The organism is Arthrobacter sp. SLBN-53 (assembly GCF_006715585.1).
Taxonomy (GTDB): Bacteria; Actinomycetota; Actinomycetes; order Mycobacteriales; family Mycobacteriaceae; genus Mycobacterium; species Mycobacterium neoaurum_A.
Window position 1 is genome coordinate 4279187 of the sequence record NZ_VFNN01000001.1, and the last position, 25172, is coordinate 4304358.

General features: G+C 68.4%; 20 protein-coding genes. 12 read left to right on the forward strand and 8 right to left on the reverse strand.

The window, feature by feature from the left end; translation table 11 throughout:
* Positions 1–154 precede the first annotated feature (154 nt).
* The 3 genes from FBY28_RS20570 (at position 155) to FBY28_RS20580 (ending at position 3554) form a co-directional block, all read left to right on the forward strand.
* On the forward strand, positions 155–1384 hold the full coding sequence (locus FBY28_RS20570) for a DUF3152 domain-containing protein (protein WP_286178308.1): 1230 nt from the start codon (positions 155–157) through the stop codon (positions 1382–1384).
* A gap of 102 nt (positions 1385–1486) precedes the next feature.
* Complete coding sequence (gene moeZ / locus FBY28_RS20575) at positions 1487–2662, forward strand: adenylyltransferase/sulfurtransferase MoeZ (protein WP_141869136.1); 1176 nt, start codon at positions 1487–1489, stop codon at positions 2660–2662.
* Between the two features lie 37 nt (positions 2663–2699).
* Entirely contained in the window at positions 2700–3554 is an 855-nt protein-coding gene (locus FBY28_RS20580; protein WP_141869137.1) for a TIGR02569 family protein, read from the forward strand.
* A gap of 76 nt (positions 3555–3630) precedes the next feature.
* Here FBY28_RS20580 and FBY28_RS20585 read toward each other — a convergent pair whose 3' ends face one another.
* On the reverse strand, positions 3631–3927 hold the full coding sequence (locus tag FBY28_RS20585; RefSeq protein WP_141869138.1) for an MGMT family protein: 297 nt from the start codon (positions 3925–3927) through the stop codon (positions 3631–3633).
* Between the two features lies 1 nt (position 3928).
* The gene (locus FBY28_RS20590; protein WP_141869139.1) at positions 3929–4720 is read right to left on the reverse strand and encodes an alpha/beta fold hydrolase; all 792 of its coding nucleotides are present in this window, start codon (positions 4718–4720) and stop codon (positions 3929–3931) included.
* 59 nt (positions 4721–4779) lie between these two features.
* On the opposite strand from FBY28_RS20590, the gene FBY28_RS20595 reads away from it, so the two are divergent.
* Entirely contained in the window at positions 4780–7881 is a 3102-nt protein-coding gene (locus tag FBY28_RS20595; protein ID WP_141869140.1) for an ATP-dependent helicase, read from the forward strand.
* Positions 7878–11126 (forward strand): ATP-dependent helicase, encoded by a 3249-nt coding sequence (locus FBY28_RS20600; RefSeq protein ID WP_141869141.1) that lies wholly within the window; start codon positions 7878–7880, stop codon positions 11124–11126. The genes FBY28_RS20595 and FBY28_RS20600 overlap by 4 nt, the downstream gene beginning before the upstream one ends.
* On the opposite strand, the gene FBY28_RS20605 is transcribed toward FBY28_RS20600, so the two are convergent.
* On the reverse strand, positions 11111–11506 hold the full coding sequence (locus FBY28_RS20605) for a DoxX family protein (RefSeq protein ID WP_141869142.1): 396 nt from the start codon (positions 11504–11506) through the stop codon (positions 11111–11113). The two genes, FBY28_RS20600 and FBY28_RS20605, sit on opposite strands and share 16 nt — an antisense overlap.
* Before the next feature lie 42 nt (positions 11507–11548).
* On the opposite strand from FBY28_RS20605, the gene FBY28_RS20610 reads away from it, so the two are divergent.
* On the forward strand, positions 11549–12640 hold the full coding sequence (locus FBY28_RS20610; protein WP_141869143.1) for a potassium channel family protein: 1092 nt from the start codon (positions 11549–11551) through the stop codon (positions 12638–12640).
* Complete coding sequence (nudC, locus tag FBY28_RS20615) at positions 12640–13563, forward strand: NAD(+) diphosphatase (protein WP_141869144.1); 924 nt, start codon at positions 12640–12642, stop codon at positions 13561–13563. The genes FBY28_RS20610 and nudC overlap by 1 nt, the downstream gene beginning before the upstream one ends.
* 4 nt (positions 13564–13567) lie before the next feature.
* Here the strand turns inward: nudC and FBY28_RS20620 are convergent, their stop codons facing one another.
* A complete protein-coding gene (locus FBY28_RS20620) occupies positions 13568–13873 on the reverse strand; it encodes a hypothetical protein (protein ID WP_141869145.1) in 306 nt (101 codons plus the stop codon).
* Between the two features lie 32 nt (positions 13874–13905).
* Complete coding sequence (mrx1, locus tag FBY28_RS20625; RefSeq protein ID WP_174241691.1) at positions 13906–14148, reverse strand: mycoredoxin Mrx1; 243 nt, start codon at positions 14146–14148, stop codon at positions 13906–13908.
* A 45-nt stretch (positions 14149–14193) separates the two neighbouring features.
* On the opposite strand from mrx1, the gene FBY28_RS20630 reads away from it, so the two are divergent.
* The 3 genes from FBY28_RS20630 (at position 14194) to FBY28_RS20640 (ending at position 17088) form a co-directional block, all read left to right on the forward strand.
* Entirely contained in the window at positions 14194–16332 is a 2139-nt protein-coding gene (locus tag FBY28_RS20630; protein WP_286178315.1) for an ATP-dependent DNA helicase UvrD2, read from the forward strand.
* A gap of 132 nt (positions 16333–16464) precedes the next feature.
* Positions 16465–16650, forward strand: a complete 186-nt coding sequence (locus tag FBY28_RS20635; protein WP_141869146.1) for a hypothetical protein — start codon at positions 16465–16467, stop codon at positions 16648–16650.
* Between the two features lie 159 nt (positions 16651–16809).
* Positions 16810–17088, forward strand: coding sequence for a WhiB family transcriptional regulator (locus FBY28_RS20640; protein ID WP_019511206.1), 279 nt, complete (start codon positions 16810–16812; stop codon positions 17086–17088).
* A 76-nt stretch (positions 17089–17164) separates the two neighbouring features.
* Here FBY28_RS20640 and FBY28_RS20645 read toward each other — a convergent pair whose 3' ends face one another.
* The 3 genes from FBY28_RS20645 to FBY28_RS20655 all read right to left on the reverse strand — a co-directional run bounded on the left by FBY28_RS20645 (position 17165) and on the right by FBY28_RS20655 (position 20780).
* The gene (locus FBY28_RS20645) at positions 17165–18475 is read right to left on the reverse strand and encodes a macrolide-binding ATPase MABP-1 (RefSeq protein WP_141869147.1); all 1311 of its coding nucleotides are present in this window, start codon (positions 18473–18475) and stop codon (positions 17165–17167) included.
* A gap of 65 nt (positions 18476–18540) precedes the next feature.
* Positions 18541–19398: a bacteriocin biosynthesis cyclodehydratase domain-containing protein gene (locus FBY28_RS20650; RefSeq protein ID WP_141869148.1), complete on the reverse strand. Its 858-nt coding sequence runs from the start codon at positions 19396–19398 to the stop codon at positions 18541–18543.
* A 35-nt stretch (positions 19399–19433) separates the two neighbouring features.
* Positions 19434–20780 (reverse strand): zinc-dependent metalloprotease, encoded by a 1347-nt coding sequence (locus tag FBY28_RS20655; protein ID WP_141869149.1) that lies wholly within the window; start codon positions 20778–20780, stop codon positions 19434–19436.
* Between the two features lie 81 nt (positions 20781–20861).
* Between FBY28_RS20655 and FBY28_RS20660 the strand changes: the two genes are divergently transcribed.
* Both FBY28_RS20660 and FBY28_RS20665 read left to right on the forward strand, forming a co-directional pair.
* Complete coding sequence (locus FBY28_RS20660; RefSeq protein WP_174241692.1) at positions 20862–21902, forward strand: YlbL family protein; 1041 nt, start codon at positions 20862–20864, stop codon at positions 21900–21902.
* Positions 21903–22022: 120 nt separating this feature from the next.
* A complete protein-coding gene (locus FBY28_RS20665) occupies positions 22023–25034 on the forward strand; it encodes a UPF0182 family protein (protein WP_286178318.1) in 3012 nt (1003 codons plus the stop codon).
* The last annotated feature ends 138 nt before the right edge of the window (positions 25035–25172 follow it).

Genomic DNA, 25172 nt, shown 5'->3' on the forward strand with positions numbered 1-25172 from the left:
TTCGGGTGTTCCGTTCGGGCGTTCACGCCTAAGCAGCCGGCACCCCCTGATCGCCACGACATTACTACCGCCCGTAGGCGAAGGTGTCGTCGTGGTGCTCATGTCGGTGGCGCGCCGGAATGGGATGCGCGCAGGGTTATGCCATTCTGGTGCGGTGACCTATGACCCGGGGCGCCGCGGGGGCAACCGTGGCCTCGGCGGGCAAGAGCGCAGCGACTCGGGATTTCGGGACGGCGGGCAAGACCCGAGCGAGTCCGGTTTTGTGAACGCCGGCCGTGCGGCGCCGCGCGGTGAGCAGCGCGCACAGCCCCGCCGGCCCACCCACGTCAACCACGGCCAGCCCCGCCGCGAACCGCCCGAGAGCGCCGCGCAGCGCACCGATCCGCACCGGGTGCCCGCCGCCCGCGATCAGTGGCGCGAACCGTTGCGCGCCCAGCGGGACCCGCTGGCCGAGGACCTCGGCCGGGTCCGGTCCAATCGCGATGAGCGCGCCCAGTTCCGTAAGCAGACCTGGCTGGGCCGATTCGTCTCCACCTATGGTTGGCGCGCCTACGCGTTGCCGATCCTTGCCGTCGTGACCGTCGTGGTGATCTATCAGACGATCGTCGGTCCGCCCGCGCCCACACCGGTCAACGCCGAAGGTCCGGTCCAGGCGCCCGTCGAATCGCCGAGCACCGAGATCGTCGGCGCCCCGCCCAAAGGCCTGACCCAGTTCGACGCGAACCTGCCGACCGGCATCCTGCCCGGCGGCGGACCGTTCACCGAGGCGGGCGCGAAGACCTGGCATATCGTGCCGGGCACCACGCCAAAGGTCGGGCAGGGAACCGAACGCACCTTCACCTACACCGTCGAGGTCGAGGACGGGTTGGACACCGCCACCTTCGGCGGCGACGAGGGTTTCGCCACCATGGTCAGCGAGACCCTGGCCAACCCGAAGAGCTGGACCCACAACCCGCAGTTCGCCTTCCTGCGCGTCGACAACGACACCGAGGGACCCCCGGATTTCCGCGTCTCGCTGACCTCACCGTTGACCATCCGCGAGGGCTGCGGCTATGACATTCCGCTGGAAGCGTCCTGCTACAACCCGGCCTATCTGGGCGACCAGGCGCGGGTGTTCCTCAACGAGGCCCGCTGGGTCCGCGGCGCCACCTCGTTCCAGGGCGATATCGGCTCCTACCGGCAGTACGTCATCAACCATGAGGTCGGTCACGCCATCGGCTATCGCCAGCACGAACCGTGCCCGGAGAACGGGGCGCTGGCGCCGATCATGATGCAGCAGACGTTCTCGACCAGCAACAACGACGGTGCCAAGTTCGACCCGCAATCCGTTCCGGCCGACGGGCTCACCTGTCGGTTCAACCCGTGGCCCTACCCGATCGCCTGACCGCGCCCGACGCCGGGAACGGATGGCCCGGTTTTGCTGTTGGATAGCTGTGCCTGGTCTGATTGAGGCCAGGAATTCGTCGTCCAATGCAAGGAGCGCACGGTGACGTCACTGCCCCCGCTGGTGGAGCCGGCCGCCGAACTGACCCGCGAGGAAGTCGCGCGGTACAGCAGGCATCTGATCATCCCCGACATGGGGGTCGACGGTCAGAAAAGGCTGAAGAACGCCAAGGTATTGGTCATCGGCGCCGGCGGGCTGGGATCGCCGACCCTGCTCTACCTGGCCGCCGCCGGGGTGGGCACCATCGGCATCGTCGAGTTCGACGTCGTCGACGAGTCGAACCTGCAGCGTCAGATCATCCACGGCCAGTCCGATATCGGCCGGTCCAAGGCGCAGAGCGCGCGCGACTCGGTGCTGGAGGTCAACCCCCTGGTCAATGTCGTGCTGCACGAGCTGCGCCTGGAGCCCGAGAACGCGGTCGACCTGTTCGCCCAGTACGACCTGATCCTGGACGGCACCGACAACTTCGCCACCCGCTACCTGGTCAACGACGCCGCCGTGCTGGCAGGCAAGCCCTACGTCTGGGGTTCGATCTACCGGTTCGAGGGCCAGGTGTCAGTGTTCTGGGAGGACGCCCCCGACGGTCTGGGCCTGAACTACCGCGATCTCTACCCCGAGCCACCGCCACCGGGCATGGTGCCCTCCTGCGCCGAAGGTGGCGTGCTCGGCATCCTGTGCGCGTCGATTGCCTCGATCATGGGCACCGAGGCCATCAAGCTGCTGACCGGTATCGGTGACCCGCTGCTGGGCAGGCTGATGGTCTACGACGCGCTCGACATGACCTACCGCACCATCAAGATCCGCAAGGATCCGGCGACCCCGAAGATCACCGAGCTGATCGACTACGAAGCCTTCTGCGGTGTGGTCTCGGATGAGGCCGCCGCCGCGTCGGCCGGATCGACGGTGACGCCCAAGGAACTGCGTGAGCTGCTCGATTCGGGCAAGCCGGTCGCACTCATCGACGTCCGCGAGCCCGTCGAGTGGGAGATCAACCACATCGACGGCGCCTCGCTGATCCCGAAGTCGGTGATCGAGGCGGGCGAGGGATTGGCCACCGTGCCGCAGGACAAGACCCCGGTTCTGTACTGCAAGACCGGCGTCCGCTCCGCCGAGATGCTGGCCGTGCTGAAGAAGGCCGGCTTCTCCGATGCCTTGCATCTGCAGGGCGGGATCGTGGCATGGGCCAACCAACTCGAACCCGACATGGTCATGTACTGACGGTGTCTGCAGGCCGGCACCGCTTAGGCTGACGTGCGTGACTGACGATCTGCCACCCGACCATGTGATGGCGGCGTTTGGGCTGGCCGGTGTGCGGCCGGTGCCGCTGGGCTCGTCCTGGGAGGGCGGCTGGCGGTGTGGCGAAGTGGTGTTGTCGATGGTCGCCGACCATGCGCGCGCGGCCTGGTCGGCCAAGGTCCGCGAAACGCTGTTCGCCGACGGTATCCGGTTGGCACGACCGGTGCGCTCCACCGACGGCCGCTATGTGGTGGCCGGTTGGCGCGCCGACACCTTCGTCGCCGGTACCCCGGAACCACGCCATGACGAGGTGGTGTCGGCGGCGGTGCGCCTGCACGAGGCCACGGCCAAGCTGGAGCGGCCCCGGTTCCTGACCCAGCCGCCGGTGGCGCCGTGGTCGGATGTCGACGTGTTCATCGCCGCCGATCGTGCGGCCTGGGAGGACCGTCCGCTGCACACCCTGCCCGCGGGCGCCCGGGTGGCACCCGGCACGGTCGACGGCCAGAAGTCCGTCGAACTGCTCAACCAGTTGGCCACATTGCGCACCCCGACCCGCAGTCCGAGTCAGCTGGTGCACGGAGACCTCTACGGCACAGTCCTTTTCGCGGGCACCGCCGCACCGGGTATCACCGACATCACACCGTACTGGCGGCCGGCCTCCTGGGCGGCCGGCGTGGTCGTCGTGGACGCGCTGGCCTGGGGCGAGGCCGATGACGGTCTGGTCGAGCGGTGGAGTGCACTACCGGAATGGCCGCAGATGTTGTTGCGGGCCTTGATGTTCCGGCTTGCGGTGCATGCGCTGCACCCGCGCTCGACCGCAGCGGCTTTCCCCGGGCTTGCCCGCACCGCGGCGCTGGTCCGCCTCGCCGTCTGAGTTGCTTTCTTCTCGCGAGCAGACTGGTATACCCCCATTTTTGTCGCGATCCGGGGGGATACGCGTCTGCTCGCGGTCAGAAGTCGTGGCGATATTCGCGCAGCGACACCCGGCCGTCGACGGCCACCACACCCTCGGCGCGAAGCCGCTCCAACTGCCGGGTCGCCAGATGTGGTGCCGGTCGCCCCGAGGCCGGAACCACCCGATGCCAGGGCAGATCCGAAGAATCGGTACGCATGATCCAGCCGACGATCCGCGGACTGGACAACCCGGCCTCGGCGGCGATGTCACCATAGGTGCTGACGCGACCCGCCGGGATCCGGTCGACCAATGCGCGCACGGTCTCCACCTGCTCCTCGGTGACCGCCGCCATCTCAGTCCAGGTGAGCGCGGATGACGGCCGCCGTCTCGGCGGGCAACGCCTGGGCGACCATGTGATCGCAGTCCAGTTCGGTCAAGGTGAATTCCTCGCCGACGGCGGCGCGCAGGGTGGCGATCAGTTCGTCGGTCGCATACGGCGGCGTGGTGCGGGTGGCGCGGATCAGCGTCGTCGGAGTTCCGCTGCGGGGCAACGGCACCGGGCGGGTCAACTCGCTCCAGTAGGACATCGTCGCGGGCACGCTGATCCGCCAACCGAGGCGACCGTTGGGCAGGACGATCAGGTGCTCGTCGAGTTCGCCCTCCAGCACCGCCGGATCGCGCTCGGCGACCTCGCGCCACGATCCGGAGAGCTTGTCGGCGCGCGCCTGCTCACGGTCGGGATAATCGGGGGAGGAGAACATGGCGTCGGCGATCTCGGCCATCCAGCCGCCGTCCAGCGCGACGGCCGGATCCAACAGCACCAGCCCCCGCACCAGTTCCGGGCGTGCCGCGGCGAGTGCCAGTGCCACCGCTCCGCCGAACGAATGCCCCACCACCAGGACCGGACCGCCACCCTCGGCGTCCAGCAGCGCCGCCAGCGCCGCGACATTGGCCTCGATGGTCCACGGTGCGGCGTAGTCGGAGCGGCCGTGCCCGATCAGATCCGGTGCCAACACGGTGAACTCGGCAAGATGGGAGTTGGCGATCTCCTCGTAGCGACGGCCATGGCCGGTCAGGCCGTGGATGGCCAGAATCTGTGCCGGACCCGACGGTCCGAAGCGGTAGCTGTGCAGGGCTGCGGTCACGGTTCGATCGTAGGCCCACGTCAGAGCCACTTGTCGGACCCCCGTGCTGTGATGCAGTCATGTCCGCACCACACACCGAGCTCACCCCGGAGGCCCTTGCCCGGCCCGGCCGGCGCGGCATGGTGCGCGTTCTCGGCGGCGCTGGTACCGGCAAGAGCCGACTGCTCGTCGACACCGCGACCGCGCACATCACCGCCGGTGCCGATCCGGAATCGGTTCTGCTGCTGACCGGTTCGGCCAAGCTCGGTGCCACGGCCCGCGCCGCGGTCACCGCCGCGCTGCTGTCGGCCGGCGTGCGTGGTGTGGTCCGCGAACCGTTGGTGCGTACGGTGCACTCCTATGCCTTCGCGGTGTTGCGGCTGGCCGCCCAGCGCACCGGTGGACCGCCGCCACGCCTCATCACCAGCGCCGAACAGGACGGCATCATCCGCGAGCTGCTCGCCGGCGAGCTCGAGGACGGTGCGATGAACTGGCCGCCGGAGTTGCATCCCGCGCTGGCGACCGCCGGTTTTGCCACCGAACTGCGGGATCTGTTGGCGCGCTGTGCCGAACGCGGTGTGGACCCGCCGGCGCTGCAACGGTTGGGCCGGCTCTCCGGTCGGCCCGAATGGGTCGCGGCCGGCCGGTTCGCCGCCACCTACGAGCAGGTGATGCTGCTGCGCTCGGCGGTCGGGATGGCAGCCCCGCAGGCCACCGTGCCCGCACTGGGAGCAGCGGAATTGGTGGGCGCGGCCCTCGATGCCTTCGCCGTCGATGCCGATCTGCTGGCCGCCGAACGTGCCAGGGTGCGGGTGTTGCTCGTCGATGACGCCCAACAGTTGGATCCGCAGGCCGCCCTGCTGGTTCGGGTGCTGGCCGCCGGTGCCGATCTCACCGTGCTCGCCGGTGATCCGAACCAGGCCGTGTTCGGTTATCGCGGTGCCGATCCTGCGCTGTTGCGACTGGACACCCCGGTGGTCGAACTCACCGAGTCGCGCCGCTGCCCGTCCGCGGTGGCCGGGGCGATCACCGCAGTGGCGGCGCGCCTGCCGGGAGCGGACCGTCCGCGGGCGTTGACCGGTGCACCGGAACGCACCGGGTCGGTGAACGTCCGGATCGCCGCATCGCCGCACGCCGAGGCCACCCTGATCGCCGACGCGCTGCGCCGGGCTCATCTGGTCGACGGTGTGCCGTGGTCCCAGATGGCCGTCATCGTGCGCTCCGTGCCGCGGGTGGGGGCGGGTATCGGGCGCGCATTGGCCGCCGCGGGTGTCCCGGTCGACCTACCGGCCGCCGATACCGGACTGGCCCAGCAGCCGGCGGTGCGGGCACTGCTGACCGTGCTGGAGGCCACCGCGGGCTCGCTCACCGGTCCGGCGGCACTGGAACTGGTGACCGGACCGGTCGGCCGGGTGGATCCGGTGTCACTGCGTCAACTGCGCCGCGCGTTGCGTCGCATCTCGGGCCACCAGCGCGAGTTCGGCGAGTTGCTGGTGACCGCGCTGCACCGGATCCCGGAAGGTCTGCCCGCCGAACTGAGCCACAGTCTTGCCCGCGTGCAGTCGGTGTTGCGCGCCGCCCGCGGCAGTCATCGCGCCGGGATGGACCCACGGAATACGTTGTGGCAGGCGTGGAGTCGCAGTGGTCTGCAACGTCGCTGGGTCACCATCGCCGACCGTGGCGGCCCGGGCGCTGCCGTGGCCGAACGGGACCTTGCCGCGGTGACGGCGCTGTTCGACATCGCCGATCAGTACGTGTCGAACACCACCGGGGCCACGCTGGCCGGTCTGGTCGCCCATGTCGGCACGCTGACCTTGCCCACGGTAGCGGCGTCGACCGCTGAGACCGATGCGGTGACGGTGTGCACACCGCACGCCGCGTTGGACCGGGAGTGGGATGTCGTGGTGCTCGCCGGGGTGCAGGAAGGACTGTGGCCCAACACTGTTCCGCGCGGGGGCGTGCTCAGCACCGGTCGGCTGATCGATGTGCTCGACGGTGTCGCCGACACCGACGACTGCCCGACCGCCCGGTTGTCCGCCCGGGCCCCGCTGCTTGCCGAAGAGCGCCGACTGCTCATCGCGGCCATGGGCCGTACCCGCGACCGATTGCTCGTGACGGCCGTCGACAGCGAGACCGGCGACGCCGCGATGCTGCCGTCGCCGTTCTGTACCGAACTCGCCGCTCTGGTCACAGGGGAGCCGGACGCCGCCATGCCGCCCGCGCCCATCCCGGCACCCCGGGTGCTGACTCCTTCGGCGCTGGTCGGCCGCCTGCGGTCGGTGGTGTGCGCGCCCGACGGCGAGGTCGACGAGGACACCCGAGCATGTGCGGCAACGCAATTGGCTCGGCTTGCCGCCGCCGGGGTGGCCGGCGCCGACCCGGCCCAGTGGCACACGCGCACGGCCGCGTCGACCAGTGAGCCGCTGTGGTCGGGCGAGGACCACATCAGCACGTTGTCACCGTCGACGCTGCAGACCCTGGTGGACTGCCCGTTGCGCTGGCTGCTGGAGCGCCACGGCGGCTCGGACAGCCGCGATGTCCGCTCCGCGGTCGGCACGCTCGTGCATGCCCTGGTGGCCGATCCTGGCAAGACCGAAAACCAGCTGCTGGCCGAGCTGGAGAGCATCTGGTCGGCACTGCCGTATGAGTCGCAGTGGTACGCCGACAACGAGCTGGCCCGGCACGGCGCCATGCTGTCGACATTCGTGCAGTGGCGCGAGCTGACCCGACGGGACTACACCGAGGTCGGCACCGAGGTCGAGGTCGAGGGCATGGTGGCGCCCGGGGTTCGGGTACGCGGCCGCATCGATCGGCTGGAACGCGATAACGCCGACCGGCTGGTGATCGTCGACGTCAAGACCGGCAAGAGTCCGGTGACCAAGGATGATGCGCAGCGGCATGCCCAGTTGGCGATGTACCAGCTGGCGGTTGCCGAGGGCGTGCTCGGTGACGGCGAGGAACCCGGTGGCGGGTTGCTCGTGTATCCGGCCAAGGCGAGTGCCGGCGGGGCCACCGAGCGCCACCAGGACGCCCTCACCCCGGCCGCGGCGCAGCAGTGGCGCGAGACCGTCTCCGAGGCGGCCGCTGCAACGCAGGGGCCGGACTTCGTGGCCCGGGTCAACGATGGGTGCGCGCACTGCCCGGTACGGTCCTTGTGCCCCGCACAGGAGAACCGCTCATGACCCCCACACCGACACCGACGGCCCAGCACAGCCCCGCCGAATTGGCCGAGGCGCTGGGATTGTTCACCCCGACCCCGGAGCAGACCGCCGTGATCGCCGCACCACCGGGCCCGGTGGTGGTCATCGCCGGGGCCGGTGCGGGCAAGACCGAGACGATGGCCGCTCGGGTGGTCTGGCTGGTCGCCAACGGGTACGCACGACCCGACCAGGTGCTCGGTCTCACCTTCACCCGCAAGGCAGCCGGGCAGCTGCTGCGGCGGGTTCGGACCCGGCTGGCCCGGTTGGCCGGCACGGGACTCGGCCGCGATGTCCGCACCGACGAGCCGCCCACCATCAGCACCTATCACGCCTTCGCGGGCAACCTGCTGCGCGAACACGGACTGCTGCTCCCGATCGAGCCGGACACCCGGTTGATCGGCGAGACCGAGCTGTGGCAGTTGGCCTTTCGTGTGGTGTGTGAGCATCCGCGGGTGCTCGACACCGAGAAGACCCCGGCGGCGATCACCGCTCTGGTGCTGCGGCTGTCCGGCGCGCTGTCCGAGCACCTGGTCGACACCGCGGCACTGCGCGATACGCATGTCGAACTCGAACGACTGATCCACCATCTGCCCGCCGGACCCAACCAGCGTGGCGGACCCGCTCAATGGCTGCTGAAGCTGCTGGCAACCCAGACCGAACGCACCGATCTCATCGAGCTGATCGACGAGTTGCATCGGCGGATGCGCGCGGAGCGGGTCATGGACTTCGGCGCGCAGATGTCCGCCGCGGCCCGGCTGGCGGCCGCCGCCCCACAAGTGGGAACCGAACTGCGGCAACGCTATCGGGTGGTGCTGCTCGACGAGTACCAGGACACCGGCCACGCCCAGCGCATCGCGCTGTCGGCGCTGTTCGGCGGTGGTGTGGACGACGGTCTCGCGCTCACCGCGGTCGGCGATCCGATCCAATCGATCTACGGATGGCGCGGTGCGTCGGCGACGAACCTGCCCCGGTTCACCACCGACTTCCCGCATTCCGACGGAACGCCGGCGCCGACGCTGGAACTGCGCACCAGCTGGCGTAATCCCGCCGAGGCTCTGCACCTGGCCAACGCGGTGTCCGAAGAGGCCCGGCGACGATCGGTCAGTGTGCGTGAGCTGCTGCCCCGGCCCGACGCCACCCCGGGGACGGTACGCGCAGCGCTGCTCGATGACGTGGTGACCGAGCGGGACTGGGTCGCCGATCAGATCGCCGCCCGCTATCTGGCAGCCGAGACACCGCCCACGGCGGCGGTCCTGGTGCGCCGCAACGCCGATGCCGCGCCGATGGCCGAGGCGCTGACCGCCCGGGGCGTGCCGGTGGAAGTGGTCGGGCTCGCGGGACTGCTGTCCATACCGGAGGTCGCCGATGTCGTGGCGATGCTGCGGCTGGTGGTCGATCCCACCGGTGGTCCGGCCGCCATGCGGGTGCTCACCGGTCCGCGCTGGCGGCTGGGGGCGCGTGACATCACCGCGCTGTGGCAGCGCGCCACCGAGCTCGACGATCCGGCCCCCGGCGAGCACGGCACCACGGCGCGGATCGTCGCGCAGGCCGCCCCCGACGCCGACACCGCGTGCCTGGCCGATGCCATCTGCGATCCCGGCCCCGAGGAACGGTATTCGACGGCAGGGTATGCGCGCCTCGTCGCGCTGGGGCGTGAGCTGACCGTTCTGCGTTCGCATCTGGGTTATCCGCTGCCGGATCTGGTGGCCGAGATCCGGCGTGTGCTCGGTGTCGACGCAGAGGCGCGGGCCGCCCGACCGGTATCCGCGGGGTGGGGTGGCACCGAACACCTGGACGCCTTCGGCGATGTGGTGGCCGAGTTCGCCGAGCGCTCCGACGGCTCGCCGACCGGTCTGCTGGCCTATCTGGACGTGGCCGCCGATATCGAGAACGGCCTGGCGCCGGCCGAGGTGAGCGTCGCCGCCGACCGGGTCCAGATCCTCACCGTGCACGCTGCCAAGGGCCTGGAGTGGGAGATCGTCGCGGTGCCGCACCTGAGCGGCCGGATCTTCCCCTCTACCGCGATGGCACGGACCTGGCTCTCCGATGCCGGCGAGTTGCCGCCGCTGCTGCGTGGTGACCGGGCCACGCTGTCCGAGCACGGCGTGCCGGTGCTGGACACCAGCGACGTGAACGACCGTAAAGCGCTGTCCGACAAAATCGCTCAGCACAAGGATGTCCTGGCCGTGCGGCGCGGTGACGAGGAGCGTCGACTGCTGTACGTGGCGTTAACCCGATCCGAGGACACCCTGCTTTTGTCGGGGCATCACTGGGGGCCCACCGAGTCCAAACCCCGTGGCCCGTCGGAGTTCCTGGTCGAGCTCAGGGCGATCATCGAGAAGTCGGGCTGCGGTGTCATCGACCGATGGGATCCAGAGCCCGCCGACGGTGAGCCGAACCCGTTGCGAGGCAGCACAGTCGAAGCGGTGTGGCCTGTCGAAGGGTCACGCGCGCACGATGTCGAGCGCGGTGCGGCGCTTGTCGAGCACGCCGCCGAAGAGGCCCAATCCGGGATCGACCCCGAGGATTGGGCGGCCGATGTGGACGCCCTGCTCGCCGAACGCGAACGGGCGGCGGCCGCGGCCCCGGTCGTGTTGCCAGGGCAGCTCTCGGTCAGCACCCTGGTCGATCTCGGGAAGGATCGCGCCGCCGCGCTGAGCCGGCTGCGGCGCCGACTCCCATCCCGGCCGGATCCGCATGCGTTGTTGGGTACCGCTTTTCACGAGTGGGTACAGCGTTACTTCCATGCCGAGCGGTTGTTCGACCTCGATGATCTGCCCGGCGCGGTCGACGGCGACGCGGGCCGCGCGCATGCCGAGGAGCTCGCCGAACTGCAGACCGCTTTCGCCTCGTCGCCATGGGCGGCGCGCACCCCACTCGATGTGGAGGTCCCCTTCGACATGCTGCTGGGCAGCGACGGCGCGGGCGAGCCGACGGTGGTGCGCGGCCGGATCGACGCCGTGTTCGCCGAACCCGACGGCGGCGTGATCGTGGTGGACTGGAAGACCGGCGACCCGCCGTCGACGCCGGAGGCCCGTGAGCACGCCGCCGTGCAGCTCGCGGTGTACAGGTTGGCGTGGGCCGGGCTGCACGACTGCCCGGTCGACGCGGTGCGTGCGGCCTTCCACTACGTCCGCAGCGGGGTCACGGTCATTCCCGACGAACTGCCCGACGCAGAGGACCTCGCGGCGTTGTTGGCCGACGCCAGGGCTCAGGAGTTGCGATAGATCTTGTAGGCCTGGGTGATCATCGGGATCTGCAGCGGGAGGCGTGCCCATGCGCCGATACGCATCGGCAACGGCTTTTCCTTCCACAACCGCACCATGTTGACGTTGGCCGGCAGCACCCCGAGGAACAGGGCGATGGCGCCCAGCGCGCCGAGCCTGCGGGTCTTCGGCGCGATCAACATGCCGCCGACCGCGGCCTCGGCGACGCCGGAGGCCAGCGTGTAGAACCGGGCCGAGCCAGGCAGTTCGGCGGGGACGATGGTGTCGAACGGTTTCGGCGCGGCGAAATGCAAGACCCCCATCCCGACGAGCCACACGCCCATCTTCGTGGCGCGTGATGCTGTTGCCTGCTGCTCAACTCCGGTTATGGGGGTCGTCATGGTTACATTGTGGCGTGCCCACCCCGTGCCGATCGGTGAATCGTGGCCAAAGGTAGATTGCGCCGGCGCTTGGCGGCGGTCAACCAGGACCTGACTTCGCGACATGACGCCGACCTCGTCGACGTCCTGAGCATCCCGGAGAAGTTCGTCAGCCCCTGGCGGCGGATCTTCACGCGGGTGCTGCTGGCACTGGGCGCCTTGTTCGCCGCGGTGCTCATCGTCTATGTCGACCGCCACGGCTACCGCGATATCGAGTCCGCGCCGAATGCGAACGACCCGCTGTCGTTCCTGGACTGCCTGTACTACGCGACGGTCTCGCTGTCGACCACCGGCTACGGCGATATCACGCCCGTCACCCCGTCCGCCCGGCTGATCAACGTCCTGGTGATCACGCCGCTGCGGGTGGCCTTCCTGATCGTGCTGATCGGAACGACGGTGGAAACCCTGACCAACCAGTCGCGCCAGGCGTTGAAGATCCAGCGATGGAGGAGAAGCGTGCGTAACCACACCGTCGTCGTCGGCTACGGGACCAAGGGCCGCACCGCGGTGGCCGCCATGATCGGTGATGACGTCGCCCCCGCCGACATCGTGATCGTCGAGCAGGATCCGGTGGCGCTGGAGAAGGCCAAGAACGCCGGGCTGGTCACCGTGCGCGGCAGCGCTTCGGACTCCGAGGTGCTGCGGCTGGCCTCGGTGCAGCACGCCAAGGCCATCATCGTCGCCACCAATCGGGACGACACGGCGGTGCTGGTGACGCTGACCGCCCGTGAGCTGAACCCCAAGGCCACCATCATCGCCGCGGTGCGTGAGGCCGAGAACCAGCACCTGCTCAAGCAGTCCGGCGCCACCACCACGGTGGTCACCTCCGAGACGGCGGGCCGACTGCTGGGCATCGCCACCCAAACACCCAGCGTCGTGGAGATGATGGAGGACCTGCTGACCCCCGACGAGGGCTTCGCGATCGCCGAACGTCAGGTCGAACCGAAGGAGGCCGGCGGCTCGCCGCGCCACCTCACCGACATCGTGCTCGGTGTCGTTCGCGAGGGTGATCTGTTGCGTGTCGACGATGAACGCGTCGACGCCCTGGAGCTGAGCGACCGGCTGCTCTACATCCGGTCAAAAGAGGAGCGTTAGTGAGATTCACCCTGCGCAATGTGCCGCTGCTGTCGCGGGTCGGCGCCGACCGCGCCGACACCCTGCGCACCGATATCGACGCCGCCATCGCCGGGTGGGCCGACGCTCGGGTGCTGCGTGTCGACCGCCGCAACCAGGTGCTCATCGCCGACGGCAGCGTCGTGCTGGGCAGCGCGACGAGCCTCGGCGACGCCCCGCCCGAGCATGCGGTGTTCCTCGGTCGCCTCGCCGACGGCCGGCATGTCTGGGCCATCCGCGGCGAGCTCGAGCCGCCCGAGGATCCCGACGTGCGGACCGAGGTGCTCGACCTGCGCCGTGCCGGCCCGGTGTTCGACGATGCCAGCGCGCAGTTGGTGTCGACCGCCACCGCACTGTTGAACTGGCACGACCACGCCCGGTTCAGCCCGGTCGACGGCGCCCCGACCAAGCCGATCAAGGCCGGTTGGTCGCGGATCAATCCGGCCACCGGTCACGAGGAGTTCCCGCGCATCGACCCGGCCGTGATCTGCCTGGTGCATGACGGTCACGACCGCGCCGTGCTGGCGCGCCAAGGCGTCTGGCCCGAGCGGATGTTCTCGATCCTTGCCGGCTTCGTCGAGGCAGGTGAATCCTTCGAGACCTGCGTGGTGCGCGAGATCGCCGAGGAGGTCGGCCTCACCGTCACCGATGTGCAGTACCTGGGCAGCCAGCCGTGGCCGTTCCCGCGTTCGTTGATGGTCGGGTTCCACGCCCTCGGCGATCCCGAGCAGCCGTTCGCGTTCAACGACGGCGAGATCGCCGAGGCCGACTGGTTCACCAGGACCGAGATCCGCGACGCGCTGGAGAACGGGGACTGGAGCAGCACGTCGCCGTCCCGCGTGTTGCTGCCCGGATCCATTTCGATCGCGCGCGAGATCATCGAGTCCTGGGCCTACGCGGTCTGAGCCGTCACGGCCCCAATGCGGCGACATCGCGCAGACACAGTCGTGCCTCTTCGGGACTGATGTTCAGCTTGTCGGACACATAATCCACCCACGACCGGGCACCGAGTGCGGTCGGTGTGGTGCGCGCTTGCAGGGCGCCCAGCAGCCGGAGTTGGTACTCGCGGGCGAGGTCCCCGGCCCGGCCATAAAGCGTGATGGCCCGTTCCATCGCCGGACGCGATCTGGACAGCTCCAGCAGGGCTTCGGCCTCGGCGACCAATGCCGAGTACTCCGCGTGCAGAGCGTCGATCCGAGTGAGACTCTGAGTCATGCCTCGAACAATAGTTCGAAGCACCGACAACCTCAGCTCAGCTTGGCCTTGACCTGCTTGGCGCTCGGGTTGGTCAGCGTCGAGCCGTCGGCGAACTTGACCGTCGGCACCACATGATTGCCGTTGTTGACCGAACCGACGAACTCGGCGGCCGCCGGATCACCTTCGATGTCGATCTCGGTCCACGCGATGCCCTCGGCCTTGAGCGCGGTCTTCAGGCGCGCGCAGTAACCGCACCACGAGGTCGTGTACATCGTCAGCTCAGCATTGCTCATGGGTGAATCAACCTATCGACGTCGGTGCGCAATTCCCTGCACCCTATGCGCCCCGAGAACATGTCGGACACCCCTGCCATGATGGAGGCCATGCCGTCCGTCGACAGTCTCCTCGGCGACCTCGACGACGAACAACGCGAGGCCGTCGTGGCGCCCCGCGGTCCGGTGTGTGTGCTCGCCGGAGCGGGCACCGGTAAGACCAGGACCATCACCCGCCGCATCGCCAACCTGGTGGTCGGCGGGCATGTCGCACCCGGCCAGGTGTTGGCGGTCACCTTCACCGCGCGTGCGGCGGGCGAGATGCGCAGTAGGTTGCGTGCGCTCGGCGATCAGGCCGGGGTGCCTACGGCCGCGGTCCAGGCCGTCACGTTCCACGCCGCCGCACGCCGTCAGCTGCAGTACTTCTGGCCGCGGGTGGTCGGGGACACGGCGTGGCAACTGCTCGACAGCAAGTTCGCCGTCGTCGCGCAGGCGGCCAACCGCGCCGCGATACAGGCCAGTACCGACGACGTGCGTGATCTGGCCGGCGAAATCGAGTGGGCCAAGGCATCGTTGATCACCCCTGAGCAATACGTGACCGCGGTGGCCAGGACCCGTCGGGACGTGCCGATGGACGCGAACACGGTGGCCAAGGTCTACGCCGGGTACGAGAAGCTCAAGACCCACCGCGACGGCACCGCGCTGCTCGACTTCGACGACCTGCTCCTGCACACCGCCGCCGCCATCGAGAACGACGCCGCCGTCGCCCAGGAATTCCGGGATCGCTACCGCTGCTTCGTCGTCGACGAGTACCAGGACGTCACCCCGTTGCAGCAGCGCGTCCTGGATGCCTGGCTGGGGAACCGGGACGACCTCACCGTCGTCGGTGACGCGAACCAGACCATCTACTCGTTCACCGGTGCCACCCCGCGGTTCCTGCTCGACTTCTCCCGGCGTTTCCCGGAGGCCACCGTCGTTCGGCTGGAACGCGACTATCGGTCCACGCCCGAGGTGGTGTCGCTGGCCAATCGGGTCATCGCCGCCGCGCGCGGTCGGATGGCCGGCAGCAAGCTGCATCTGATCGGTCAGCGCGATCCCGGCCCGAAGCCGACCTTCGCCGAACATCCCGACGAGGTGGCCGAGGCCTCAGCCGTCGCCAAGAAGGTCGCCAAGCTCATCGACAACGGCACGGCCCCCGCCGAAATCGCGGTGCTGTACCGGATCAACGCTCAGTCCGAGGTGTACGAGGAGGCGCTCACCGAGGCGGGTATCGCCTTCCAGGTGCGCGGCGGTGAGGGGTTCTTCAGCAGGCAGGAGATCCGCCAGGCGCTGATCGCCTTGCAGCGCAACGTCGGTCGCGAAACACCGGGTGATCTTCCCGGGTTCGTGCGCGGCATCCTGGAACCGCTGGGCCTCACCGAGGAGCCACCGTCGGGCACCAAGGCGCGTGAACGCTGGGAGGCGTTGACCGCCCTGGCCGAGTTGGTCGATGACGAAGTCGCGCAGCGCCCTTCGCTGGATCTGAGCGCACTGGTCGGTGAACTGCGCCAACGTGCCGACTCACGGCACCCGCCGGTGGTGCAGGGCGTGACGCTGGCCTCGCTGCATGCCGCCAAGGGCCTGGAATGGGACGCGGTGTTCCTCGTCGGCCTGGCGGACGGCACGCTGCCGATCTCGCACGCCCTGGCCCACGGGCCGGACAGCGAAGCCGTCGAGGAGGAACGTCGTCTGCTCTACGTCGGGGTCACCCGCGCCCGGGTGCATCTGAGTCTGAGTTGGGCGCTGGCCCGCACGCCCGGCGGCAGGCAGGGGCGGCGGCCCTCGCGATTCCTCAACGGGATCGCCCCGCAGACCCCGGCCGATAACGCGCCCGCCCGCCCGAAGCGCGCCAGGGGGGCCACCCCGCGGTGCCGGGTCTGCAACGGCGCGCTGACCACACCGACGGCGATCATGCTGCGCCGCTGCGAGAATTGCCCGTCCGATATCGACGAGCAACTGCTCGTCGAGCTCAAGGAATGGCGGCTGCGCACCTCTCAGGAGTTGAAGGTGCCCGCCTATGTCGTGTTCACCGACAACACGCTCATCGCCATCGCCGAGACGCTGCCCACCGATGCCGCCGCGTTGGTGGCCATCCCCGGCATCGGCGCGCGCAAGCTCGAACAGTACGGACCCGATGTGCTGGCCCTGGTCAACGCCCGGTCCTGACGGGCTGCCGACTCTCGCCTAAATTCCGCCAAAACCCCAGGTCAGAAAATCGCTTGTGGTTTCGGGCTGTTAGGCTCTAGCCTCAAGATCGCCAGCTTTTTGCCAGACGATTCCACGAGAGGAGGCGGTCCGATGTCGATCATCAATATGCCCAGCGGCGTAAATGTCAGCGGTATGCCGCTGACCCTCGCTGCTGTCGCCGGCATTTCTGCCGCCCGTCGAGCTGGTTGGGCGCCCGTTGCTGCCGCCGCCGCGCCGCAGCATAAGCGCCGCACCGCCCGCGAGATCGTCGCGTCCGTGAAGCGGGGTACCGCCTAGGTAACCCCAGCACCGCCGAAAAGGCCACGGACCCGAACTCATCGGATCCGTGGCCATTCTGGTTTTGGGGATACCCGCACAGGAACCCCCAGACACCTGGTCACCGGTCCGAACAAGACCGACACCGAGAGAATACGACCAGGAAGTAGGGGACAAGACATGTCCGTCCAGGCATGCCTAGAACGCACACTGCCCGCGGTGCCGTGCCACGAGGCCGATCCGGATCTGTGGTTCGCCGAGAGCCCGTCCGAGCTGGAGCGGGCCAAGGCGTTGTGTGCGGATTGCCCGATTCGCAGCCTGTGCTTGAGTGAAGCGCTGCAGCGCCAGGAGCCGTGGGGCGTCTGGGGCGGCGAGATCATCGAGCGCGGGGCGATCGTGGCCCGTAAGCGGCCGCGCGGACGCCCGCGCAAGGAGGCCGACGCCGGTCAGGCGGCGTGATGCCGGTGCGCGAGACGACGGGTTCTGGCGGGGAAACCACTACATCCCGCCAGAACCCGTCGTCTCGGCGATCCGTTCAGTCGGCGAAGCCCGGCACGTACTCGTTGGCGATGGCCCGCACCGGCACGTGCGCGTCCAGCTGACAGCAGATCGCGATGGTCGAGGCGATCACCCGCAGCGGAATGGCAAGGTTGGCAGGAAGATCCAGCTGCCGCGCCATCTTGATCTGCGCGACCGAATTGTCCATCTGTCCCGCGGCCATCTTCTGGATCCACCGGCGCGTGTAGTGGAAGACCTCGGTCTCCACCGGTTCCACGTACTGACGCAACATGTCGTCGATCTCTTCCACCGACACCTGCTCACCCTTCTGGATGAACCCGGCCGCCTCCATGGCGGGCAGCAGTTCGGCGTAGTTCTTGTCCCGTGCCAGCCGGATGCAGTTGCCCAGTGACGCCGGGAAGCCGCCCGGCAGCGGCGCCACCGCTCCGAAGTCGATGACGCCCATCCGGCCGTCGGCCAGCAGCATGAAGTTCCCCGGGTGCGCGTCGCCGTGCATCATCTCCAGGCGCTTGGGGGCGCCGAAGGTCAGCTCGGTCAGCCGCGTTCCCATCAGATCACGCTGCTCGGGTGTGCCCTCCCGGATGATCACCGACATCGGGATGCCGTCCATCCACTCGGCGATGACGACCTTGGGCGCGCTGGCCACGATCCGTGGCACCTCGAAATGCGGGTCGTTGTCGTATGCCTTGGCGAAGGCGCGCTGGTTGTCGGCCTCCAACCGGTAGTCCAGTTCCATCTCGGTGCGCTCGATCAGCTCGGCGACCACACTCTCGATATCGGCCCCGGGTGCCAGCTGTTTGAACACCCCGGTCAGACGCTGGATCGTCTTCAGGTCGGCGCGCAACGCCTCATCGGCACCCGGGTATTGGATCTTCACGGCGACGGCCCGGCCGTCCGACCACACCGCCTTGTGCACCTGCCCGATGCTCGCCGATGCCACCGGGGTGTCGTCGAAACTCTGGAAACGCTCCCGCCATTTGGTGCCCAACTGCTGATCGAGCACACGATGTACCTTCGCCGCGGGCAGGGGAGGAGCCTCGCGCTGCAGCTTGGTCAGCGCCTCGCGGTAGGGCTTGCCGTACTGCTCGGGGATGGCGGCCTCCATCACCGAGAGGGCTTGGCCGACCTTCATGGCGCCGCCCTTGAGCTCACCGAGCACGGTGAACAGCTGCTGAGCAGCCTTGTCCATCAGTTCGGCGGTGACCTCGTCCTTGGATTTCCCGGTCAGCCGCTTGCCGAACCCGAGCGCGGCCCGGCCGGCGAAGCCGACAGGCAGGGTGGCGAGCTTCGCGTTCCTGGCGACGCTACGCCGTTTGATTTCAGACACCCTTCCATCATCCACCACGTAGCTGAGTGCACCCCTACGAACCGATAACAACCTCCGGCAGTTCGTCAGCACCTGCACGACGGATGCCGTGACCAGTGCTTGGTCACCACCGACCCGCTGGCGACGTCGAACTCCACGGTGTGGTCCAGCGTCAACGGCGCCGGTGTGCCTGCCTCGGTGCCTGCCGCTACATCGGTGTCGGCGCGCAGTGTGCGCACGACGCGATCCACTTGGGTCAGTGCCAGTGCGGCGGTGCCCAGCAGCGTCGCCCGGTCGGCGATGCCCACGGAGTGCCGTAGCTGTGCCGCGATGGCCGGCCAGGCCTCGTCGCGATCACGCCGGTGCAGGTCGGCGCACCGCAGGCAGGAGGTGACGCCGGGCAATACCAGGGGTCCGACCAGGCCGGTGCCGTCGCGCACCAGTACCGGAAGATGCGGGATGCGGGCGGCGTGCAGATCGCGCAGCACGCGGGGGTCGGCGACCAGGGCGTCGGTGAGCAGCACCAAATCGGTCCTGTCGGAGGTCACGGCGGCATGAGCCCGGCTGCTGCGGGTGACCCGGGTCGCCGAGCAGCGCAGCGCGCCGGCCAGCAGATCCGAGAGCGGTCCGCGACCGTGGATGCGGACCGCGACCGGCCGATGTGCCGGCGACGGGCTGATCACCACACCGGAGCGCGCCAGGGCGGCGAGCAGATCGGCAACGGCGACTGCCGCCTGCTGCGCTCCGAGTTCTGTTGCGCGACTGGCCAATTCGTCTGCGGTTGCGGGATTCTGCAGTGTGCGCAACAACTGGGCCAGCGTCGATGCGGTCAGCCCGGCGGGCGGGTGCACCCGCACCGCGCGGCGCGGATCCCAGCCGACCTGCACGGTCCCGTCGGGACGCCACAACACGGGCATGGACGGATTGAGTGCATAGCGCCGCATCTGGAGACTGTGTCACGGTCGGCGCGTGCGCCGCTTCAGTTATCCACAGGCCCGTCGGGACCCTCGTTGCGCTCCAGGTCTGCCAGCGCCTCGTCGATACCGCTGGTGTCGCCACCGATCACCCGGTCGATGAATCCAGCGGGATCGTCGAGATCATCGGCGCCGGGAAGCAGATCGGGGTGCTGCCACACCGCGTCGCGGGCGTCGGCGCCCACCGCCTCGGTCAGCTTCTCCCACAGCGCGGCGGCCTCGCGCATCTTGCGGGGCCGCAGTTCCAGCCCGACCAGGGTGGCGAAGGTCTGCTCGGCGGGGCCGCCGGTGGCGCGGCGGCGGCGCAGCATCTCACTGAGGGCGGGGGTTCCCGGTAGCCGGTCGCCGAGGGCGGCGGTCACGACGGTCTGCACCCAACCCTCGATCAGCGCCAGCTGGGTCTCCAGGCGTTCCAGCGCGGCGGTCTGTTCCGGGGTGGCCTTCGGCTCGAACATGCCCTGGCTGAGCAGCTGCTCCATGGCCGCAGGGTCGGCGAGTGAGGCGGGGTTGAAGCCCTGGGCCATGTCCTCGATACCACTCATATCGATCTTCATGCCCTTGGCGAATGCCTCGACATTGTTGAGCAGCTGGCTCGACAGCCACGGCACGTGGCTGAACAGCCGGTGATGGGCGGCCTCGCGAGCGGCGAGGAAGGTCAGCACCTCGCTGCGCGACTGCTCCAGACCCTCCGACAGCGCGTCCACGGCCGCGGGCATCAGCGCCGCGACGCCCTTGGGGCCCAGCGGCAGACCGATATCGGTGGACGTCAGGACCTCGCCTGCCAGCTTGCCCAGCGCCTGGCCGAGTTGGCTGCCGAACGCCATCCCGCCCATCTGGGACATCATCGCCAGCAGCGGTCCGGCCATCGCCTTGGCCTCCTCGGGCAGAGCCTGCGCCCATACCGAGGAGATCTGCTGGGCGACGGGGTCGCACAGCCGCTTCCAGGTGTCCATGGTGTTGTCGATCCAGTCCGAGGGCGACCACGCCGCGGTCCGGATGGTGCCCGCGGGCAGGGGTGTCGCACCGTCGAGCCAGGTCTCGGCCAGCCGGACAGCATCGCTGATGGCCGTCGCGGTCGATTCGGGGACGGGGGCGACGAAGCCGATCGAGTTCGACGCGAGCTGACGCGCCAGGTCGTAGTTGACCGGCCCGCCGGCCGAACCACCCGGGCCGCCGGCAGCCATTCCGCCTGCGCCGCTGAACATCTCGCCGAGTTTGGTGAAGATCTGGCCGAGATCGGACATGTCGAATCCGGCACCGCCCAGACCGAAGGGATCCCCCGAGGGATCGTTCTTGCGCTTGTCGCGATCGGGGTCTTCGCCGGAGGAGAAGCCGAAGGGCAGGTCAGACATACCGTCAACGGTACCCACCGACACCTGCGCGGGTAGGGCCGCGGGTCACGCTGTGGGTGAACGCACTCTACTGTGGGCGGCGTGAACAGGCGGATTCTGACGCTGATCGTGGCATTGGTGCCGATTGTGGCCTTCGGTCTGCTGCTGTCGGTGGTGACGGTGCCCTACGTGGCGCTGGGGCCGGGCCCGACCTTCAACACCCTCGGTGAGGTGGACGGCAAGCAGGTTGTCGACATCAAGAGCACCGACGGGGTGGCCGGTGAGGTGGTCCATCCGACCAGCGGGCACCTGAACATGACGACGGTCGCCCAGCGCGACGGCCTGACCTTCGGGCAGGCGTTGCTGTTGTGGATGTCGGGTCGCGATCAGCTGGTGCCGCGTGAGTTGGTGTATCCGCCGGACAAGTCCAAGGACGATATCGATCAGGCCAATACGACCGAGTTCCGGCAGTCCGAGGACGATGCCGAGTACGCGGCGCTGTCGTATCTGAAGTACCCGAAGGCGGTCACCGTCTCGACGGTGGAGGACAAGGGTCCCTCGGCGGGCAAGCTGCAGCCAGGCGATGCCATCGACATGGTCAACAACGTCGCCGTCGCCGACCTCGCGGCGTTCCAGGCCGAGGTGAAGAAGACCAAGCCCGGCGACCAGCTGGTCATCGACTTCCGCCGCAAGAACGCCCCGGCGGGCACCACCACCGTCACCCTCGGCAAGCATCCGGAAAGGGACCAGGGGTATCTGGGTATCGGCGTGGTCGACGCACCGTGGGCGCTGTTCGACATCGAGTTCAACCTGGCCAATATCGGCGGTCCGTCGGCGGGGCTGATGTTCAGCCTGGCTGTGGTGGACAAGCTCACCACCGGTGACCTCAACGACGGCAAGTTCGTCGCGGGGACAGGAACCATCGACGCGGACGGGAAGGTCGGTTCGATCGGCGGTATCACCCACAAGATGCTCGCGGCGGCCGAGGCCGGTGCGACGGTGTTCATGGTGCCCGCGGAGAACTGTGCCGAGGCGCTGACCGCGCGCGAGGACAGCATGCAGTTGGTGAAGGTGGACACCCTCACCACGGCGGTTGATGCGCTGAACACGATTTCCGCCGGTGGCGAACCCCCCACGTGCTGAGAATCTCCTTGGCGATTGGTGCGTAGCATGAGGACAGCTGCGTCCAGCAGCTCGAGGCGTTGATGTTGTGGCGGGTTTGTCGGTGCGCCACGCAACCAGAGTGGAGTTGACGAGTTGGGTATGCGGCCGGCGGCGCGAATGCCGCAGCTGACACAGCGGAGCCGGATTCTGATCGGTGTCGCGGTAGCAGTTGTCCTGTTGTTGTTGGTGGGGCCGCGATTCATCGACGGCTATGTCGACTGGTTGTTCTTCGGTGAGCTCGGGTACCGGTCGGTGTTCACGACGGTGCTGCTCACCCGCATCGCACTGTTCTTCGTGGTGGCGGTCTTCATCGGCGCGGTCGTCTTCGCCGGCCTGGCGCTGGCCTATCGCACCCGGCCGGTGTTCGTGCCCACGGTGGGTCCCAACGATCCGGTGGCCCGGTACCGCACGACGGTGATGAGCCGCCTGCGGCTGTTCGGCATCGGCATCCCGATCTTCATCGGCCTGCTGGCAGGCATCGTCGCCCAGAGCTACTGGGCCCCGGTGCAGTTGTTCCTCAACGGCGGTGAATTCGGGATCGCGGACCCGCAGTTCGGAATCGACCTGGGCTTCTATGCCTTCGACCTGCCGTTCTACCGGCTGGTGCTCACCTACCTGTTCGTCGCGGTATTCCTGGCGTTCGCGGCGAACCTGCTGGGCCACTACCTGTTCGGCGGTATTCGCCTGTCGAATCGTTCGGGTGCACTCACGCGCGCCGCCCGCATCCAGCTGATCGCGCTGGCCGGCACCCTGGTGCTGCTCAAGGCCGCCGCCTACTGGCTTGACCGCTACGAGCTGCTCAGCAATACCCGCGCCGGAAAGCCCTTCACCGGTGCCGGTTACACCGATATCAATGCGGTGCTGCCTGCCAAGCTGATCCTGCTGGCCATCGCCGTCATCTGCGCGGTCGCGGTGTTCTCCGCCCTGGTGCTTCGTGACCTTCGCATCCCGGCCATCGGCCTGGTGTTGCTGCTGCTGTCCTCTCTGGTGGTCGGCGCCGGCTGGCCGCTGATCGTCGAGCAGTTCAGCGTCAAACCGAATGCGGCGCAGAAGGAAAGCGAATACATCAACCGGAGTATCACCGCCACCCGAGATGCCTACGGGTTGACCGACCAGACGGTGGAGTATCGCAACTACGGCGGCGATGCCAATGCCACCGCCCAGCAGGTCTCCTCGGACACGGCGACCACCTCGAACATCCGGCTGCTCGATCCGACGATCGTCAGCCCGGCGTTCACCCAGTTCCAGCAGGGCAAGAACTTCTACAACTTCCCCGATCAGTTGGCCATGGACCGCTATGTCGGGCCCGACGGGCAGATCCGCGATTACGTGGTGGCCGCGCGCGAGCTCAACCCCGACCGGTTGATCGACAACCAGCGTGACTGGATCAACCGGCACACGGTCTACACCCACGGCAACGGCTTCGTGGCCTCGCCCGCCAACACGGTGCGCGGTATCGCCAACGACCCGAACCAGAACGGCGGTTACCCGGAGTTCCTGGCCAGCGTGGTCGGCGCCAACGGCAGTGTCATCTCGCCGGGACCGGCGCCGCTGGATCAGCCGCGGGTGTACTTCGGCCCGGTGATCGCCAGCGCCCCTGACGATTACGCCATCGTCGGCAAGGTCGGCGATGTGGATCGCGAATACGACTACGAGACCAACACCGAGACCAAGAACTACACCTATCAGGGCAGCGGTGGCGTCCCGGTGGGCAACTGGCTGGCTCGCGCGGTCTTCGCCGCCAAGTTCGCCGAGCGGAACTTCCTGCTGTCCAACGTGATCGACGACAACAGCAAGATCCTGTTCAACCGTGACCCGGCCCAGCGGGTGGAGGCGGTGGCGCCGTGGCTGACCACCGACAACGGTGTCTACCCCGCCATCGTCAACAAGCGGATGGTGTGGATCGTCGACGGCTACACGACGTTGGACAACTACCCCTATTCGGAGTTGACGACGCTGTCGAACGCGACCATCGACTCCAACGAGGTGGCGGTCAACCGCCTGCTGCCCGATAAGCAGGTGTCCTATATCCGTAACTCGGTGAAGGCCACCGTGGATGCCTACGACGGCACGGTGACGCTGTACGCCCAGGACGAGAGCGATCCGGTGCTCAAGGCCTGGATGTCGGTGTTCCCCGGAACGGTGAAGCCCAAGGCGGATATCTCCGAGGAGCTCAAGCAGCATCTGCGCTACCCCGAGGACCTGTTCAAGGTGCAGCGTGCGCTGCTGGCCAAGTACCACGTCGACGACCCGGTGAAGTTCTTCACCAACGCCGACTTCTGGGATGTGCCACTGGATCCCAACCCGACGGCCAGCAGCTTCCAGCCGCCGTATTACATCGTGGCCAAGGATCAGGCCAAGCAGAACGGTGAACCGTCGTTCCAGCTGACCAGTGCCATGAACTGGATCCGTCGTGACTTCCTGGCCGCCTACATCAGTGCCAGTTCGGATCCGGACACCTACGGCAAGCTCACAGTGCTCACGGTGCCCGGGCAGGTCAACGGTCCGAAGCTGGCGTTCAACGCGATCAGCACCGATACCGCGGTGTCCACCGAGTTGGGTCAGATCGGTCGCGACGGCCAGAACCGCATCCGGTGGGGCAACCTGCTGACCCTGCCGATCGGTAACGGCGGCCTGCTCTATGTCGCACCGATCTACGCCTCGCCGGGTACCAGTGACGCGGCCTCGACGTATCCGCGTCTGATCCGCGTGGCCATGATGTACAACGACAAGGTCGGGTACGGCCCGACGGTGCGTGATGCGCTCGACGAGATCTTCGGCGCCGGAGCGGGTTCCACCGCGACCGGTCCGGCACCCGCCGATGGCCAGGCCGGGCGTCCGCAGGCGGCCCCGACCAACGGCCAGCCCGCGGCCAACCCGCCGGCCGGTCAGCAGGGCCGGGCGCCGGCCCCGGCGGCCGAGCCGCCCGCGGCGGCCGTGCCCCCGGGTGGACCGGTGACGCTCTCGGGCGCCAAGGCGGCTGCGCTGCAAGAGGTCAACTCGGCGCTGGACAGCATGCAGCAGGCGCAGACCAGCGGAAACTTCGAAGAGTTCGGCGCGGCGTTGCAGCGCCTGGATGATGCGATGAACCGCTACCGCGAGGCGCGCTAGTAATTCTGGGTTGACTCTGCGCCCACGGCGGAAAAGTGCGAGAGCACGTCGCCGTGGGCGCAGACTCATGTCACCGTCGAGCCACTTGTAGTTCGTTCCAAGAAGACGCCAAGTGCGTCGCGGGAGGCTTCTCGCAGT